The following is a 15,729-nucleotide window of genomic DNA, read 5'->3' as shown; positions in this document are numbered from 1 at the left end:
AGGAGGAAACATTTTTATGGCTATTTTAAGGGAAAAGTTTATTGATGGCTGTGACAACAAGGATATCGATATATTCGTTCTATCGAATAAAAATGGAATGACAGTTAAAATTACAAACTTTGGTGGGACAATTACTTCTATGTTGGTACCTGATAGAAATGGCAAATTTGATGATGTGGTTCTCGGGTACGATAGACTTGAAGATTATTTTGAAAATGCCCCTTATTTTGGTGCAATTATAGGAAGACACGCAAATAGAATTGAAAATTCAAGATTTGAAATTAAGGGAACAGAGTATATATTGAATAATAATGAAGGAAGAAATCATTTACATGGTGGGAATAAAGGGTTCCATAAGGTGATCTGGGAGGCTGAAACGGTTATTATAGATAATAGAGAGTGCCTAAAGTTAACATATTTAAGTAAGGATGGTGAAGAAAACTATCCCGGAAATTTGAAAACTACAGTTACTTATTCTTTAGGGGAGGACAATTCTTTAAGGATTGATTACTTCGCCGTTTCAGATAAAGATACTGTTATAAACCTTACAAACCACGCATATTTTAATCTTTCCGGCCATGGCTCCGGTGAAATTACAAATCATCAATTAAAGCTTTATTCTGATAAATATACACCTGTAAACGAAGAGTGTTTACCTACTGGGGAAATTCTGGAAGTGAGTGGAACCCCACTGGACTTTACCTCAATGAAACCTATTGGAATAGGGCTTCTGAGTGATGATATTCAAATTAAGTTAGGAAACGGATATGACCATAATTGGGTGCTGAAAGTCTCGGGTACAGCTCCTGAAAAAGTTGCTGAGTTGTATGACCCTGAAAGTGGCAGATTTTTGGAAGTTTATACAACAAAACCAGGAATTCAGTTTTACTCAGGCAACAATCTATGCGGTGATAAGGAAGCAAAAGATAAGATTCGCTACAGAAAATGGGGAGGATTATGTCTGGAAACACAATATTTCCCCAACTCTTTAAAGCACAAGCATTTTCCATCACCTGTATTTAATGCAGGTAAAGAGTATAAGCATACAACAATTTATAGATTTTTGACACAATAAGGCCTCTTTTATTGTTTGTTTTTTTATGTTCAGCTTGTGGATAGTCTTATCAAGAGTCAGTATATTATGAAGACGATTTCAATGAAAAATACGAATATGGGAATCTATGGATCTTGTGAAAAAACTATATTTTCCCCACTCTTTTGTCGATATTAATAGAAGATAAATCAGTAGTGTTGCATTAAAAATATAGATAAACATTTACGGTAGAAAAATCAAACTCCTTTAACCAAAACCAGGTGATTTTTGACAATTTAATAGGCGACATATTCCCAAACAACTGTATTACTTTACAGGGCCAAACTAATCTGTTGGATTTCCAGTAAATTGCTGGATTGGTCACCCGGCAAAAGTTTGTAAAATAGTTTTATGCAATACTACTGAAGATGAGTATCAAATTATAAAATATTGTACTAAATACGTAAAATTCCTAGATGGGAAGGGGCCTAAAAAAGAATGAAAAACTGGAAATTAAGCAGGACAATCACGTTGGGAATAATGGTAATTGTCATTATTTGCATCAGCCTACTCTATGTTATGGCAAGCACAACAATGAACAACATAATGAAACAGTCAGAACGCAATCAAATGGAAACAAATCTTTTGGCACAGACAAGTCTTATTAATCAGTATGTATCCAACCAAGAAGATTTATTAATTGCTTTTAGTAAGGCACCTGCAGTACGAGAACTATTAAAGGATGTAGATAATGCCGAAAAGCAAGCGATTGCGCAGGCATATACTGAAAACTACTATGCAGGACTTGATAATTGGGAAGGTATATATATCGGAGAGTGGGATACGCATTGTATTGTACATTCTGATGTTTCTAACGTCGGACGTATCTGGAGGAAAGAAGCAGATCGCTTAAAACAATTACAAGATGCAATGCTGGAGAAAAATGGACTATATAATGCGGGAATTATTGTTTCACCGGCACACGGACAGCTTATTTTGTCCATGTATTACCCTGTGTTTGATGAAGATGGGACTACAATTTTAGGTTATGTAGGTGGTGGTCCGTATGCAGAAGGTTTAAAGAATCTTTTGAATAAATTGAAAAGTAAAGAACATACAACCAGATATTATATGATTAATGTTATGACCGAAAAATATATCTTTGCCGATGATGAGACTTTGATGGCTACGGATATCAAAAATCCGATGTTATTAAGTGTTATTGAAGCAATTAAAAAAAATGGCGGTAACGGAGAACTTTCATATACGGATGAAACAGAGGGTGCTTGTATTGCCAGTTACCAATATATAAGTGAACATGGATGGGCAGTTGTATCATTCGATAGTGAAAAGAATATTTATAGCAATACCAGAAAGAATACGATAGCACTTGCTACAATTTGTCTTATATTCGTTGTAGTAATCAGTATATTGGCATTTGTAATGATTAGATTCAGTATGAAGCCTTTGCAATATGTTGAGGATTCCATCAAGCAACTTGGAAACTTAAGATTACAGAAAAATGAAAAATTGGAGCCATGGATTGGTACGAAGAGTGAAATAGGACAGATTGCTACTGCAATGAATTCTTTGTATGAAGCGTTAGGAGAAATTGTATATACCCTTAGCAATTGCTCTTCTTCATTAAGTGAATCAGCAATTGCTATGCAAGATTCTTCGGGAGTATTGGTAAAATGCGTATCAGATAACTCAAAGGCAACAACATTATTCGCAGAACATACAGAAGAAGTAAATGCAGCTGTTTCAAAAGTAGATCATGAGGTTGGAAAGATTGCGCATGCAGTATCGGAGGTAGAAGAAAGAATTAGTCGGGGGAATCAGCACAGTAGTGAGTTGCTTGAAAAAGTTGATCAAATGCAGAAACTTGCAAATAGCTCAATGAGAACAATCAGTGAGCGAATAGAAGAAAATCAAAAGAATATTAAACGTGCACTGGGTGACTTACAATCATTGATGCGTATTGATGAGATGGCGTCAAAGATTTTGAATATTACAAGTCAGACCAATCTTCTTTCATTAAATGCTTCGATTGAGGCGGCAAGAGCTGGTGAAGCCGGAAAAGGATTTGCTGTTGTTGCAGGAGAAATTGGCAAATTGGCCAATAGCTCATCTGAGACCGCAACTCAGATTCAAGCAATTTGTAATGAAACAAGAAACAATATTGCAAATATTCAAGCATGTTTTGATCAGGTTATTTTGCTCCTGGAAAAGGATGTACAGGCGCAGTTTGTAGAGTTTGGAAAAGCAACGGAGGATTATCATCAATCAATCCAGGATATTCAGAGAATTATTGCAGATATTGCAGGTGAATCATCAACGTTTGCTGAGACAGTAGATAGAATTCAGGCACAGATTCAGTCAGTATCAGATGTTCCGGGTTCTCAGACAGTGAACAGTCAAGATATTTTGGATAAAGCGCGTCAAACGGAAGTAACAACAGAGGAAATGACGGTTATTGTTCGTCAAAATAGAGAAAACGCAGTTGCAATCAGCGGAATTGTGAATCGATTCTCATAAGGTATATGTAGTATACTTTCTATCATCAAATCATTTTAACAATATCACAAACCTGTATAAATGGGCGGAATATAGCATTATAAATAATTATTGCCAGATTAGATCAAGTTTACATATAAAACTTAACAAATCTGGCAATAATGTATAATGTGAAGGTGGCTCAGATTTATATTCTGTAAAGCTTAAAAACTTGAAAATACTTACCTAGAAGCATTGATTTTAAGCTTTGCAATCTCTAAAACATCTTCATGCTGTTTTGATTACTCCTCTACAGGGAACTTATCTATAATACGCAGTACGAACCGTCTCATCAAAGAATAATCCGTTGAGGTTATCTTACCATTGCCATCAACATCTGCAGCTACTTTTCCATACTCGTACGGAAAATCCTCTATAAGCTTGAGCAAATATCTCTTGATATATGTACAATCCGTTGAGTTTACCTTGCCATCACCGTTTACATCCCCGTATAAATAATTTCCAGGTGTCGGCGTGGGTTCAACTGGTCCTGTTCCGGACGGTTCTTTCCCTGCCACCCGAATGCCATCTTTGTATATAGGAATATTCTCCAAGGTCTTATAAGTATTACCTAAACCTTCATAAGAAAAATCATTCGAAGAATCCCAGAGTTTATTTTCATAATAATAAATACAGAACTGCACATAAGTTCTGGCATATACCGGATTGGGGAAGCTTATTTCCACATAGTAAATATTATTCTCTTTATCAAAGGGCTTGAGCTCAGATATTGTAGCATCTGCAGGCGAATAATACACTTTTGTAACAAATTTGGACATATCAATGTCTGCCCCTGCATATTCCGACAAATCAATAAAATACCTGCAGGATAGACCAGGCTCAAATTGTGGAGGAGATGTAACAATATTATACATGTTAAGATCAACTGTAATACCGGTTTCATCTTCTTCGTATACTTTTGCGTCTGCATAGTATATGGTCGGTTCACCTTCAATACCCGGAGTATCTTCAGGCATTTGACCTTCTCCAAAATATTTTGACATACCGGCTAATGCACCAACAAGCCCAGCATTATAATCCAATCCCGTCTCGGAATAAACGTACTGATCTATATCATCAAAATATTCATCATTTATATCTGCTCCTCCAACTAAAGCACCATATAAAATATGCCTTTGCGGATCGTTCTTTGTTTCGTCGGCCGGCTGTCCTTCAAGTCTTCCGCTTGCAGCCCTGTGATGCGGGAATTTGGGGTAATTGTCTCCAAAACCAACCACATAGGACATTTTATTCGGATTATCTCCAAGGATATAGTCAATTTGGCTCTTTGCAAAATCAAGGCAACTCTTGTCTCCTGTATACTTATAGTACACCAGTTGAACCATGCTCTCTGCAGCAGGATATTTGCAAACACCCCAACTATCCAAGAACTTTATGCCTCCGGGAGAAGATTTTAGCCTGTTCTGCCAGTAATCCAAATGGTCTTCGGCAATTTCTTTATATATAGGCTTGTCGGAGAGGGTGGCAAGCTTGATAAATACACCGGTCAAAACATAGTCCCAGCATTGGGTCCAATTGTCGTTAAACGAGTTCCCGGCATCATCGCCAATCCTTTTTTCAACCATCAGCTTATCCACATTGTCCATGTATTTTTGCTCTCCTGTGGCAACATAAAGCCATACGGAGCCCCACATAAGTTCATCAAGATAATCCCTAGGAAGATAATAACTTTGTCCTTTACTATTTCCTCTATAGGTCATACCAAACTCATAAATATCCTTTGCATAAGTCAAGCATTTTTCTGCATATTCCAAATCCCTGTCTTTATAATTTAAATACATAAGTGCCAATGCTGCTGCTGTATCCCCAGCGACGTCTGAACCTGGATTTTCCGGTGTGGCTACATAATATGCAGGTCTGTCGTAGCTCTGAAGCTCAGGTGGTCCCCAGTACTGATGATCCACATCACCGTCACCGACTTGATAGTAAAACTTGTTCTTTTCAGGATAGCATTTCATGAAGTAATCACAAAAATGCTTTAAAATGTTGAGCATATACTCATCTTGTCCCTTTTCTATAAACACGTCTGAGAATTCATAGTAAGCCCAAGCAAGTGTTGAAGCCGACGCACATTGAGGCAATCCAAACTTAACGTGGTCTCCGCAATCATGGAAGCCTCCCGTCAAGTCAAGTCCCACATCTTTGCCGTCCTCAATATGACATGGACCACGCCATTTTATCCTGTTATTGCCTGCGTCAGGGCCGCACCAGTTAGCTTCGTAGAACAGAATTGATTTGGCAAACGCATCCACATAATTAAATTTTGGTTCTTCGGCCAGAGCCGGTTTTGGAATTATTCCTGCTAGAAGAGCAGCAATCAAGACAAGTATTCCTATTCTTTTCATTATGTACCCCCCCAATTAATATTGTTAGTGTTTTAACAGTCCAAGCAATATTATTAACCTTATCGGGTTCATAATATTGCTTGGACAAATCTATCCATACCCCAATCTGCTTATTTTACTAAAAAGATGTTATTATGCCAAGAATATAACGTTTCATTAATGAGTAATCCGTTGAAGTAACACGGCCATCCCTGTTAACATCTGCGGCTTTTAGAAAGTTTGCATCCGATTCCTTGTCAATTAGCCCAAGTAAATACCTTTTCAAAATTGAATAGTCTGTAGAGTTAACTTTACCGTTATAGTCCAGGTCACCTAATACAATATCAATTGTAACAGGTTCAACCCCATATTTGAGTTTATCTTTTACATAAGCAGTAATCTTGTTGTTATCCCCAAAAACATCGAACATTTCAGGATTATAGGAATAATCATCTGTAAGGTCATAAGCTGTTGCACCATCAATTCTGAAAGGTATTGTTCCTGTACTTCCTCCAGGTGCAAGCCTTCCCGCATCCTCAGTAAATGATATTTCACAATACGAATCAGCACCCGGGACTGAGTTTTCTATCTTTTTGACACTACCCTTTACTTCGTCCGTTCCAAAAACTGCATACTCGCACACAAAGTTGTTTTGCTCGTTTCCGTCACTTGTAAACCAGTATCGAACCTTGATATCCGATAAATTTACAGGAGTAGTTCCGGTATTCTTAATAATTATTGCAGCTCTTATAGTATTTTTCGCATCATCCTTAACTCCACACTTGTATGACACACTGATTGAAGCATTAATATCCGGAGTAACATTAGGATTAATTGTTGGCGTCGGTGTAGGAGAAAGTTTGGGCGGTTCTTCTCCGTAAACCTTTACCCCATCTAAATATACAGGCACATTCTTGCATACTACATATTCATTCGTAAGGCCCTTCCTGCTATAGTCATTACTGGAGTCCCAATGAGTCATGTAATTTGAATCCTGTTTAACTCTAAAAGAAATCTGAAGCTCCCTGTCTCCATAAATTTTTCTTCCGCTCCAGTCAAATTCATAATAGTACGTTCCCGCATCATCCCATTTAAAAGGCCCTCTGTATGTAATGGGTTCTTGCTGCAGGGAAATCTGTTCATCATATTCAATAGTAAATATGACATCTTCTATGCTTTGATCGTTCTCTATAAGCTCGCTTATATTGAAGAAGTATTTTGCCATCATTCCTGTTTCATAATGAGGAGGTCGGCTTGATTCATTATGAATTCTTAAAACAACTTGTGTACTGTCTTCAGTTTCACGGGCAACTTTTGCTTCGCAGAAGTAATCGTCAGTTTCCGGTTCTAATGGAGGGAAATTAGCAATTGGTTCATGTCCCTCACCATAATATTTATACAGCCCTGCAAGAGCTCCTACAAAGGCAGCGTTATAGTCAATTGTAACTTCATTATAAGCGTACTCAGTAGTTGAATCAATGTGATAGTCATTTATATCAGGACCTCCTGAAAGAGCTCCCCACAAAATATGACGGTGTTCTTCAGGGTCGTTCATACTGTTTGTCTTTGAACCGTGAGCTGCTCTGTGGTGCGGATGCTTTGCAAAAGGCAGACCCTTTTCATAGCCATAACCAACTATATACGAATAACCCATAGGATTTCTTCCCATAAGGTATTCCATTGCACCCTTTGCCCACTCACCGAAATCTGTCCTTTCCGGATTGTTTTTCATGTACACAAGAGCGGATAATTGTGCCGCTGTATTGTAACGAGCAGAGCCCCAGCCGTTTATCATTGTGTATCCTGCAGGTGATGTTTTATAGTAATTCGTATCATTAGGATCCTTATGTTTGCATTTTCCGCCGGATAAAAACTCAACATTCCAGCTTGCGATAAAGTCGTACAATTCATTTTCCGGGAAGAGCTGATTTAGTTTTAAGAAGGTTCCTCCCCATACAGCATCCCAACAATGTACCCATGAATTATACCAGACATTCTGTTTATAGGTTTCGGGTATTATCCTTTTCATATATCCTATATAATTGCCGGTTTCATCAACCGCGTTAATGTCATCTATATATTTCATATCTCCGGTACACTCATAGAGCCAAACAGCAGCCCAGGCCAGTTCATCTTCGTCATAATCCGAGGTGTAGTAGCCGTCACCATCATGCAATCCTCTGTATTTAACTGCAAAATCATACAATGCCTTGGCAACAGTAAGACATTCTTCAGCGTATTTGGGGTCTTCATCCTTAAAATTCAAATATGATGTGCACAGTGCTGCAGCCGTGCTTGCACAAACGTCACTTCCGGGAGAATCAAAAGTTGCAAAATCCGCCGGTCTGCTTCTTAAGTATTCTTCAGGGTATAATTCCGGAGGCCCCCAATAGCAATGGTCTTCGTCTCCTTCACCAACCATGTAGCAAAAGGCAACAAGATTACCTTCACTATCCATAAATGAACAACGTAAAAAGGTATCTGTAAAGTATCTTAAAATCTCAATCATGTGTTCTTCTTCCCCGATTGCCTTGAAGGATTCTCTGAATTCATAGAATCCCCACCCCAAAGTACCTGCAGTATAGCTTTGAGGAAGACCGAAACGGACATGGTCACCTGCGTCATGGAAGCCTCCATGTACATCTACAGTACCGTCTCCATCAGGGTCGATTATATCTCTGTACTTTTCTAAAAAAGCCTCGGAAAGGGATGTATTGGAAAGGGGAATCCTCTCATCCACTTCATGACATGAACCCCTCCACTCAAGCCTTCCACCTTGGTCATAGCCTGCCTCGACTCCGCATTTTTCAGCGTCATAAAAATATAGCGATTTTTGCAGGGCTTCGGCAAAGTTAAAGTAATCATAACTCTCCCAGTTTTCAGCAGGTGTAAAAGTCTCAGGTGGTGCTTCTGCAAATAATATACTCGATGTTAATAGCTGCGCTGCAACAATGACAGCTGTTATAAGCCTTTTACACCTGTTTTTTCGTTTGAAAATCCTTTTTTTTGGTGCCTTAATCATTTTACATATTCCTCCCCTGTACAATATTTAGTTATATAAAATAGATACACTATAATAAAACACAAATTCTCCATAAATATTCCGGTCATTGAAGCCATTATTATTATAATATATTCGTAGGACTTAAGAATTTTATGGGGTTATGTTTAATAATTATGAATTTATATATGTTTAAACAAAAATCAATCGAAAAATTGTATATTTTCGTGATAACCTCATAATGTATTGATGAAACGGATTAATATTTCTTAACAGTATGATGAAATTTAAATGGAGCAGTTTTAACGAACATGCAAAAATAAGTCGGAAGTGTTAATATAGATTATGTTGTGCCAATGTTTTGGGAGAATAGGAAGATGGCATGGAACAGAGAACCATTCTCTGTTTTAGAAAGGAGAGCTATGAGAAAAGTATTTGCATTACTAATTTTGACGATATTTGTGTTCGTTGGTTGTTCAACGGAGGAAAATACCGAAGAACCTCACGAAACATCAGAGATTACCAAAGAAACTGTCAGCAATTTGGAACTCTACAATTTAGAAGCTCCAAAAGGCAGTAAGTACCAGGCTGTGGTGACGGAGTTTGATCTTGGCAAAAAAGAGTATTTGTCTAAGGCCGGCAAGATTATGCCTTATAATATTAGGGGAATTATTGGTGTGCCGGAGGGAGATGGGCCTTTTCCCCTCATCCTAATCACCCACGGTTCTCACTCAAATGACGACGAAAGTAAGAGATTTGATACCGGATTTGACTACTTGGTAAAGGATTTGGCTGAAAACGGCTATATAGCTGTATCCATGGATATGAGTAAACCCTATATATGGAAGTACGGAGATGGTGATGACGCCGAAAAGTCCATTCCCATAGCCAACGATCATATTGAAAACTTAATTTGGGCCAATGAGGGAAATAATCTGGAATACGGAGTGGATTTAAAGGGGAAGATTGATTTTGATAAGATTGCTTTGGTAGGTCACTCCCGAGGAGGAGAAACTATTTTTGATATTACTAACGACCAGGCAAGAAGAGGTATTCTAATTAAGGCTCTACTTTCCATTACGCCTACAGCCTTGTTTGAAAGGGAAATGCCCGATATCGATGTTGCCATCATAGTTTCCGAATATGATGGCGATGTGCAATTGGATGGTTATAACATGTATAGTATGTTGAATAGCAAGAGCAAGGGCTTACATTTTGTGACACTACTTATGAAAGGTAACCACAATTATTTTAACAGGAACATTCAAGCAAATGATTCATGGCGTTCAAGGCATCAAAATGTTGATGATCAGCTGACTAGAGAACAGCAGGAAAGCTTTTTAGTCAACTATGCAGTAGGTTTTTTTAACTCTGTGCTTTTAGGCAACACTAATGATTTTATCAATGCGAATTCACCACAACCTAATAAGATGTATGGCTTTGATGTTAAAACCATGTATCGGACCGATAAGAGGATTGATTTGGTAGATATAACAACGACAGATGATTTTCAAGCAGAAGGGGGTGTCGTGGAAGCTACTGTAGATTCGTGGTTTTTTAAATTGGATAAAGTATTGATTGATACGGTAACTTCCGGCATTGAGCCTTTTAATATCAGACCATTAATAAATGTGAAATGGACCAATAAAAACAGTCGTGTGATTCTATCTCCAAAGGTGCAAGATTTCAGCCGGTATGAGGCATTGACGCTGAATATGGTGATTGATTCCGCGGACGAATTGAACAAGAAGGATGCCTCGCAACAGTTCACTGTTGAATTAATGGATGCTACCGGAAACCTCTCAAGAGTGGTTTTACCTGAGAACATGAATGCTTTAGCATCTACACCGGGAGAAATGGATTATACCCCTTTAGAGGATATGGTTTTGACCTTTTGGTCCACTGCATCACCTATTTCATGTATCAATCTGCCTCTTGGTGAATTTAAGAATCTTGATTTGGAGCATATTGAATCCATCTCCTTGATTTTTGATAAAACCGACAGTGGTTCTATCTTTATAGACTCAATTACATTACAATAGAATGTGTCATTGAGTCTAATAGATATGTAAATATTTTAGTGAAATATGTAATTTCAGACGATAAATCGAAGGTTATTTTTGGCAGTGGGAGGTATTTCGACTTACGTGGAGAATTTCATCTTGTGGTTAGTCTCCACAAGAATGCAGTAGAGATATCAGGTTATAGGGCTCTATTTTAACCATTATACCGATATAGATTATTGCAACTATATTAGATTTATTATAAAATATATTTTGTTTACATATAAGATTTGATATGTAAACATGGAGCACTAAATTATTGGATTGTAGAAGAATATAGTTTTTGATATAAGAGAGAGCAGGGCAGTAATAAACTGTCCTGTTTATACTTCTAATTGTAAACATAAGAATTCAAATTGGTTACTTTCTAAGATTATCTCAATATAATGGGTGTATTTTTTTGTAAATAGATTAATAGGAGGCATACATAATGTATTCGTTGTTGCTGGCGCTGATTTATCTTGCTTTTATCAGTTTGGGGTTACCGGATGCTCTTCTAGGATCGGCTTGGCCTACCATGTATCCCGTATTGGGAGTGTCCGTTTCTTCTGCAGGTATAATATCTATGATTATAGCAGGGGGAACCATTATCTCCAGTTTAAATACAAATCGTGTAATTCGCAAATTTGGTACTGGGCTTGTGACTGCAATTAGTGTATTGATGACAGCGCTGGCTCTGTTTGGGTTTTCCACTTCAAAAACTTTTTGGATGCTTTGCCTTTGGTCAATTCCCTATGGTCTTGGAGCAGGTGCGGTGGATTCGGCTTTGAACAATTTTGTGGCCCTCCATTATGCTTCTAGGCATATGAGCTGGCTGCACTGTTTTTGGGGTATAGGTGCGTCTATCGGACCCTATATCATGAGTTATAGTCTATCGGTCAAAAACAGTTGGGAAAGCGGTTATATGACGGTAGGCATTTTTCAAATCGTATTGACAGCGATTCTCTTCTTCAGTTTACCTATTTGGAATAAACAGGCAAATGTGAAGCGAGAGAGTCAAACGGAGGAGCCAAAGCATTTGAAAATCCACGAAGCATTAAAAATAAAAGGGGTAAAACAGGCGCTGATAGCGTTCTTTGCTTATTGTTCTCTTGAAACCACAGCAGGCTTATGGGCCAGTAGTTATTTGGTATTGCATGAAGGAATTGAGGCAAAAGTGGCGGCTAGATGGGCTTCTTTGTTCTATTTAGGTATTACCTTCGGGCGCTTTTTGAACGGATTTGTAACTGACAAATTGGGAAATCGCAATATGATTCGTATAGGATTAAGCATAATCACCGTGGGGCTGGTGGCAGTGATTCTGCCTGTTCAAATTGAACTTCTAACTTTGATTGGTCTAATTTTGATCGGTATGGGATGTGCCCCTATCTATCCGTGTATTATACATGAGACCCCAAAGAATTTTGGGGCAGAGAATTCTCAAGCTATTATTGGTATTCAGATGGCAAGTGCATATACCGGTTCAACATTTATGCCGCCTATATTTGGTTTCCTGGCAAGTATTACAACAATATCCCTATACCCGTTTTATTTGAGTCTGTTTCTGATTTTGATGTTAATCATGACAGAAAGGCTTAATCGTCTTGTGGTAAGTAAGGAAAGTAAATAATAATCCAACTTGATTTTTGTCGGCAATATTTTATCTTTTTAGAGCTTTCTTCAATCATCAATTTAGATAGTACAAAAGGAGCTGAATAACTTTTGACAAGTTGATTTAGCTCCTTTTCTCAGCCCTGTTTGAACGAAGCCACCCATAGCTTCTAACCTAAAAGGCCAACCGATACTCGCCTTGTAATATTCTCACTAAAATACCTCTTTTGGCAATTTATATTGATCAATCACCTTATCCTTGTATAGAAAAGCATTTGCAGGACATTTGTGCACGCATCTTTGGCATGAAACACAATTCTCAAAGAATGTAATGCTGTCTTTATTAACCTTGATATTATTTACCGGACATTGCTTTTGGCATAACCCACACCGCGTACATTTACCCATGTCAGCAACAAGGCTCTTTTTTGCCCACTTTCTAGACCAAAGCAAAAACAGCTTGAAAACCGGCTTTGCCCATATTTCTCTTGCCTTTGCATTAATAAGCTGGTTTTCGTGTTTGATAAACCTATCTACAAGTGTCCTTGCGAGGTCTTTTGATTTCTTTAAAGTATCATTGACCTGTTGCTCGGTAAACTTTCTAAACATAACCAGGTAGTAGTTGTTGGGCATCAAAACATTATCTTCAATAACAACTTCGAAGCCTATTTTATTTAGCTCTTTAGCAAAGGTACTAGGTCCGCATGCAATGGTATTTGCTTGAGTAGAAAAAACAATGCATTTTCTGCCGTTTCCTTTAGTTATATGCTTTTTAACCCATTCTGTATAAAAAGGCGGGAACATTTCAGCATAAATTGGTGCCCCGAAAACGTAGAAATCATATTTGTCTTCAAACCCTGAATTTTTAGAAACCTCATACATGTCGCAAGGTATATTGTTATTTGCAAACTCATCTTTTATTGCCCTTGCAACATATTCGGTATTTCCTGTAGCAGAAAAGTATAATATACATCCTTTCATATCAATTAACCTCCATCAAATAACTCAATCAAAGCTGGTTTTTCCGATAATTACCAAAACCTTTGATGTACGTTATCTATTATATAATATATTGAAATTTTAATGAAAACAAAAAACACACTATTTGATTTTACTACACTTACAAAAATTAAGGAAGAGCTATAAGCCAGTAAAATATTGCTGTTGCAGGTGAAGGAATGAAGTTTGGTTTGATTGCATTGTTTTTTGATATATCTATTGACAAGGAACTAATTTTTGTATATACTGTATATAGTGTATATATACAGTATTGAATGGAGGCATAACCTTGGATATCGTATTAAGCAATATGAGTAATCAACCGATATATGGGCAAATATATACTCAGATAAAAAACTACATTATCTCGGGTGAGCTTAGAGAAGGAGATATGCTTCCGTCTATACGAGCACTTGCGAAAGATCTTCGTATTAGCGTCATTACCACCAAACGGGCTTATGATGAGCTTGAAAGGGACGGTTACATTTATACTGTTGCGGGAAAAGGCTGTTATGTAGCGGAAAAGAATACGGAGCTTATCCGTGAGGAGCATTTGAAAAGGATAGAGGGGCATCTACGTGAAATACAGCGTCTTGCTAAAGTCTGCAATCTTTCCCACGATGACATTATTGAGATGTTTAGCATCATCCAGAAGGAGGAGTAAAGGAATGAATGCCATTGAAATCAAGAATCTAAGCAAGTCTTATCCGGGATTTGATCTTCGAGATATAAATCTTGTGCTTCCCGCCGGGAGCATTATGGGACTTGTTGGCGAAAACGGAGCGGGCAAATCAACGACCCTCAAATTAATCATGAATGCTATTTCACGAGACAGCGGGAGCGTGCAGGTCTTAGGAGTCAATAACCGGAGTAATGAGTTCAACGTTGTTAAGGAGGATATAGGCGTTGTGCTGGATGAGGCATACTTCCCGGAGGTTCTGACACCCAAAAATGTGGGTAAAGTCATGAAAAACACTTATCGCAACTGGGATGAAGCCTGCTATTACAATTTCTTGGATAGATTCAAGCTGCCGGAGACAAAGGCATTCAAGGATTTCTCCCGCGGTATGAAAATGAAATTGGCAATTGCAGTTGCCATGTCCCATAGTCCAAAGCTGCTGATATTGGATGAAGCCACCAGCGGTCTTGATCCCATCGTTCGTGACGAGATACTGGACATTTTCAACGACTTTACGCGGGATGAAACGCATTCTGTTCTTATTTCTTCCCATATAGTCAGCGATCTTGAAAAGATATGCGACTATATTGCTTTTATCCATAATGGCAGGCTCTTGTTCTGCGAGGAGAAGGATAAGCTATTGGAAGAATATGCTATTATAAAGATGTCAAAGGCCGACTTTGAAAAGATACCTGAAGAAGCGGTAAGGGGCAAAAAGGTCAGCAAATACGGTGTTGAAGCCTTAGTTCTCAAATCGGCTGTTTCAGGTGTATTTAGCACTGAGTATACTACTTTGGAGGATATTATTTTATTTCTGGCGAAAGGAGATAAGAAATAATGAAGGCATTACTCCTTAAGGACTTTTACACACTGATAAAGCAGATAAAAATTTACATTGTGATGATTATTGTATTTGCCTGTATTCCAGGTAATTCTATAGCAGCGATTGCTATGGTATATGCTGCTATGCTGCCGATTACGGCGTTGGCCTATGACGAGCGCTCTAAATGGGACAGTCTTGCTTTGATGATGCCATATTCCGATAGAAGTATAGTGCTTAGCAAATACATCTTAGGCTATATAGCAGTTGCTGCTGCATTTCTAATCTCGATTGTTGCGCAAATTGCTATCACCTTGATAAAGAATACAGCTTTTGAGCCTGAAGGCATTGTCTCTCTTATACTTATTGCCTGTATTGCAACTGTAGTTCAGGCTGTTAATCTGCCCAGTATGTTCAAGTTTGGGGTGGAAAAGGGACGCCTTGCATTTTTTGTGCTAGTCGGAATCATAACGGGCGTGGGAATGGTGATTGGTGACCGACTTGCAGGGTTTCTTTCGACATCATATATAAACATTATCACTGCAATGCTGGTCACTGTGATTTTTACGTTGGCTATAAATTTAATATCCATTGCACTATCAACACGAATATATAAAAAGAGGGTATAGGAGAAAACCACCGG

At 38.1% G+C, this 15,729-nt stretch carries 10 protein-coding genes; 7 read left to right on the top strand and 3 right to left on the bottom strand.

Annotated elements, in window-relative coordinates:
• The first annotated feature begins 16 nt into the window (after positions 1-16).
• Positions 17-1,075: an aldose epimerase family protein gene (locus EFD62_RS13770; RefSeq protein ID WP_069195958.1), complete on the top strand. Its 1,059-nt coding sequence runs from the start codon at positions 17-19 to the stop codon at positions 1,073-1,075.
• Positions 1,076-1,531: 456 nt separating this feature from the next.
• Positions 1,532-3,571, top strand: a complete 2,040-nt coding sequence (locus tag EFD62_RS13765; protein ID WP_128706292.1) for a methyl-accepting chemotaxis protein — start codon at positions 1,532-1,534, stop codon at positions 3,569-3,571.
• 260 nt (positions 3,572-3,831) lie between these two features.
• Here EFD62_RS13765 and EFD62_RS13760 read toward each other — a convergent pair whose 3' ends face one another.
• Both EFD62_RS13760 and EFD62_RS13755 read right to left on the bottom strand, forming a co-directional pair.
• Complete coding sequence (locus tag EFD62_RS13760; protein WP_069195960.1) at positions 3,832-5,955, bottom strand: glycoside hydrolase family 9 protein; 2,124 nt, start codon at positions 5,953-5,955, stop codon at positions 3,832-3,834.
• Positions 5,956-6,073: 118 nt separating this feature from the next.
• Positions 6,074-8,956 (bottom strand): glycoside hydrolase family 9 protein, encoded by a 2,883-nt coding sequence (locus EFD62_RS13755; RefSeq protein ID WP_128706291.1) that lies wholly within the window; start codon positions 8,954-8,956, stop codon positions 6,074-6,076.
• Positions 8,957-9,312: 356 nt separating this feature from the next.
• Here EFD62_RS13755 and EFD62_RS13750 point away from each other — a divergent pair, with 356 nt between their 5' ends.
• Together EFD62_RS13750 and EFD62_RS13745 are read left to right on the top strand one after the other, a co-directional pair.
• Positions 9,313-10,977 carry an alpha/beta hydrolase gene (locus tag EFD62_RS13750; RefSeq protein WP_235832656.1) on the top strand — a complete coding sequence of 555 codons (1,665 nt, stop codon included), beginning with the start codon at positions 9,313-9,315 and terminating at the stop codon, positions 10,975-10,977.
• Between the two features lie 451 nt (positions 10,978-11,428).
• Positions 11,429-12,607, top strand: a complete 1,179-nt coding sequence (locus tag EFD62_RS13745) for an MFS transporter (protein WP_069195962.1) — start codon at positions 11,429-11,431, stop codon at positions 12,605-12,607.
• A 194-nt stretch (positions 12,608-12,801) separates the two neighbouring features.
• Here EFD62_RS13745 and EFD62_RS13740 read toward each other — a convergent pair whose 3' ends face one another.
• Positions 12,802-13,569, bottom strand: coding sequence for an EFR1 family ferrodoxin (locus EFD62_RS13740; RefSeq protein ID WP_128706290.1), 768 nt, complete (start codon positions 13,567-13,569; stop codon positions 12,802-12,804).
• 307 nt (positions 13,570-13,876) lie between these two features.
• Here EFD62_RS13740 and EFD62_RS13735 point away from each other — a divergent pair, with 307 nt between their 5' ends.
• From EFD62_RS13735 to EFD62_RS13725, 3 genes are read left to right on the top strand one after another with little or no spacing between them, the layout of a single operon-like run.
• On the top strand, positions 13,877-14,251 hold the full coding sequence (locus EFD62_RS13735; RefSeq protein ID WP_069195964.1) for a GntR family transcriptional regulator: 375 nt from the start codon (positions 13,877-13,879) through the stop codon (positions 14,249-14,251).
• Positions 14,252-14,255: 4 nt separating this feature from the next.
• Positions 14,256-15,104, top strand: coding sequence for an ABC transporter ATP-binding protein (locus tag EFD62_RS13730; protein ID WP_069195965.1), 849 nt, complete (start codon positions 14,256-14,258; stop codon positions 15,102-15,104).
• A complete protein-coding gene (locus tag EFD62_RS13725; protein ID WP_128706289.1) occupies positions 15,104-15,715 on the top strand; it encodes an ABC-2 transporter permease in 612 nt (203 codons plus the stop codon). The genes EFD62_RS13730 and EFD62_RS13725 overlap by 1 nt, the downstream gene beginning before the upstream one ends.
• The last annotated feature ends 14 nt before the right edge of the window (positions 15,716-15,729 follow it).

The sequence above is a fragment of the Acetivibrio mesophilus genome (genome assembly GCF_004102745.1).
Lineage (GTDB): Bacteria > Bacillota > Clostridia > Acetivibrionales > Acetivibrionaceae > Hungateiclostridium > Hungateiclostridium mesophilum.
Note: the sequence above shows the minus strand (reverse complement) of the source record. Positions and strands in the feature narration are given on the sequence as shown.

Bases quoted from the DNA above. Each gene is read 5' to 3' on its own strand.
- EFD62_RS13740 (WP_128706290.1), bottom strand. From the start codon at position 13,569: ATGAAAGGATGTATATTATACTTTTCTGCTACAGGAAATACCGAATAT.
- EFD62_RS13725 (WP_128706289.1), top strand. From the start codon at position 15,104: ATGAAGGCATTACTCCTTAAGGACTTTTACACACTGATAAAGCAGATA.
- EFD62_RS13750 (WP_235832656.1), top strand. From the start codon at position 9,313: ATGGCATGGAACAGAGAACCATTCTCTGTTTTAGAAAGGAGAGCTATG.
- EFD62_RS13760 (WP_069195960.1), bottom strand. From the start codon at position 5,955: ATGAAAAGAATAGGAATACTTGTCTTGATTGCTGCTCTTCTAGCAGGA.
- EFD62_RS13765 (WP_128706292.1), top strand. From the start codon at position 1,532: ATGAAAAACTGGAAATTAAGCAGGACAATCACGTTGGGAATAATGGTA.
- EFD62_RS13755 (WP_128706291.1), bottom strand. From the start codon at position 8,956: ATGATTAAGGCACCAAAAAAAAGGATTTTCAAACGAAAAAACAGGTGT.
- EFD62_RS13730 (WP_069195965.1), top strand. From the start codon at position 14,256: ATGAATGCCATTGAAATCAAGAATCTAAGCAAGTCTTATCCGGGATTT.
- EFD62_RS13745 (WP_069195962.1), top strand. From the start codon at position 11,429: ATGTATTCGTTGTTGCTGGCGCTGATTTATCTTGCTTTTATCAGTTTG.
- EFD62_RS13770 (WP_069195958.1), top strand. From the start codon at position 17: ATGGCTATTTTAAGGGAAAAGTTTATTGATGGCTGTGACAACAAGGAT.